Annotated in this window: 2 protein-coding genes; both read right to left on the bottom strand. The window is 62.7% G+C overall.

Annotation, left to right across the window (positions count from 1 at the left end):
* Positions 1 to 79: 79 nt before the first annotated feature.
* A complete protein-coding gene (locus NUV89_RS29510; protein WP_017527671.1) occupies positions 80 to 301 on the bottom strand; it encodes an MbtH family protein in 222 nt (73 codons plus the stop codon).
* A gap of 82 nt (positions 302 to 383) precedes the next feature.
* On the bottom strand, positions 384 to 1778 hold the full coding sequence (locus NUV89_RS29505; protein WP_257784094.1) for an aspartate aminotransferase family protein: 1395 nt from the start codon (positions 1776 to 1778) through the stop codon (positions 384 to 386).
* Positions 1779 to 1975 lie beyond the last annotated feature (197 nt).

The raw sequence follows: 1975 nt of genomic DNA, 5'->3' as shown, positions 1-1975 counted from the left end.
GCGGTGGGTCAGCCAACATTTTTGGTACTGACAGACCGCATTCGCGAGCAAGCCCGCTCCCACATTTGATCTGCGCTGCTTAAGCGAGCGCGGCACCATCCATCTTCTGGCGCAAGCTCAACGGGCGCATATCGGTCCACGTCTCTTCGATATAGGCCAGGCACTCTTTCTTCAGGCCGCTCTTGCCCACGGTGCGCCAGCCTTCCGGCACGGCCTTGTAGTCGGGCCAGATGGAATACTGCTCTTCATGGTTGACCACTACCTGAAACAGGATGTCGTCGCGGTCAAATACTGAGGTCATTGCTGTTCTCCATCGCTAAAAGGCTGGCTGCGCACCACGCGCAGCGCTGATATCTGTAGAAACGTATCAAGCCGCGCAAAAATTAGAGGCTGGCGACCGCGGCGGCCAAGGCGCGGCCAAAAATTTCGGCGACCCGGTCCACTTCGGCGGCAGTAATCACCAGTGGCGGCAGGAAGCGCACCACACTGCCATGGCGTCCGCCCAGTTCCAGGATCAGGCCGCGCTTGAGGCATTCGCGCTGCACCAGCGGCGCCAGTTGGCGATGCACCGGCGGGTGGCCCTGGATATCCACGGCACCCTGCGGGTCGACCAACTCCACCCCCAGCATCAGCCCGCGACCGCGAATATCCCCCAGTTGCGGAAAATCCCGTTGCAGGATGCGCAGGTATTCACCCAGGCGCTCGCCCATGGCGGCGGCATGGCTGGCCAGGTCGTGCTCCTTGAGGTAACGCATCACCGCCGAACCCGCCGCCATGGCCATCTGATTGCCACGGAACGTCCCGGCATGCGCACCCGGCAGCCAGCTGTCGAGCCAGTCGCGGTACACCACCACCGCCAGCGGCAGGCTGCCGCCGATGGCCTTGGACATCACCACCACATCCGGGATGATGCCGGCGTGCTCAAAGGCAAACATCTTGCCGGTGCGACCGAACCCGCTCTGGATCTCATCGACAATCAATGCCACGCCGGCGCTCTCGGTGATACGTCGCAGGCCGCGCAGCCAGTCGAGATCGGCCGGGATCACGCCGCCCTCGCCTTGCACCACTTCGACAATCACCGCTGCCGGCAGCAACACCCCGGCTTCCGGGTCGTTCAGCAGGTTTTCCAGGTAATGCAGGTTGACCCGCACCCCCTCCGCGCCGCCCAGGCCGAACGGGCAACGGTAGTCGTATGGGTACGGCAAAAATTGCACGCCATTGCTGAGCAACGCGCCCAAAGGCTTTTTCGGCCCCAGGCTGCCCATCAGGCTCAAGGCGCCCTGGCTCATGCCGTGGTAGCCGCCCTGGAACGACAGCACCGTGCTACGCCCGGTGGCCGTACGCACCAATTTCAACGCGGCTTCCACGGCATCCGTACCGGTGGGCCCGCAGAACTGGATTTTCGCTTGCCGCGCCAGTTCCGCCGGCAGCAGGCCGAACAGGTCCTGCACAAACTGGTCCTTGACCGGCGTGGTCAGGTCCAGGGTGTGCAACGGCAGTTCATCGCTCAACACCTGCTGGATCGCCGCGATGACCACCGGGTGGTTATGCCCCAGCGCCAGGGTCCCGGCGCCGGCCAGGCAGTCGATGAAACTGCGGCCTTCGACGTCTTCCACGTAGATGCCCTTGGCGCGCTTGAGCGCCAGGGGAATGCGCCGCGGGTAACTGCGGGCGTTGGATTCCTGCTGGCGCTGGCGGGCCAGCAGCGGGGTTTCGTCGAACTGGTAGAGCGTTTCGTGAAGCGGGGTGTCTTCGATATGGCTGATAGCGACGGACATTACTCGATCCCTCATCTGATTCCTGTTCTGGAAACGCACCAGCGAAGGGAGGATTTAGGCCTGTGGTCGCTAAAAAGCCAGAGTGGGCAATGACATCCCCCAGGCAGACACAAATCCAAACTGAGGGAGCGGGCTTGTGTGGGAGCGGGCTTGCTCGCGAATGCAGAGTGTCAGTCAATACATGTGTAACTGATCCA

This window comes from Pseudomonas sp. 18.1.10, from assembly GCF_024655625.1.
Lineage (GTDB): Bacteria > Pseudomonadota > Gammaproteobacteria > Pseudomonadales > Pseudomonadaceae > Aquipseudomonas.
Note: the sequence above shows the minus strand (reverse complement) of the source record. Positions and strands in the feature narration are given on the sequence as shown.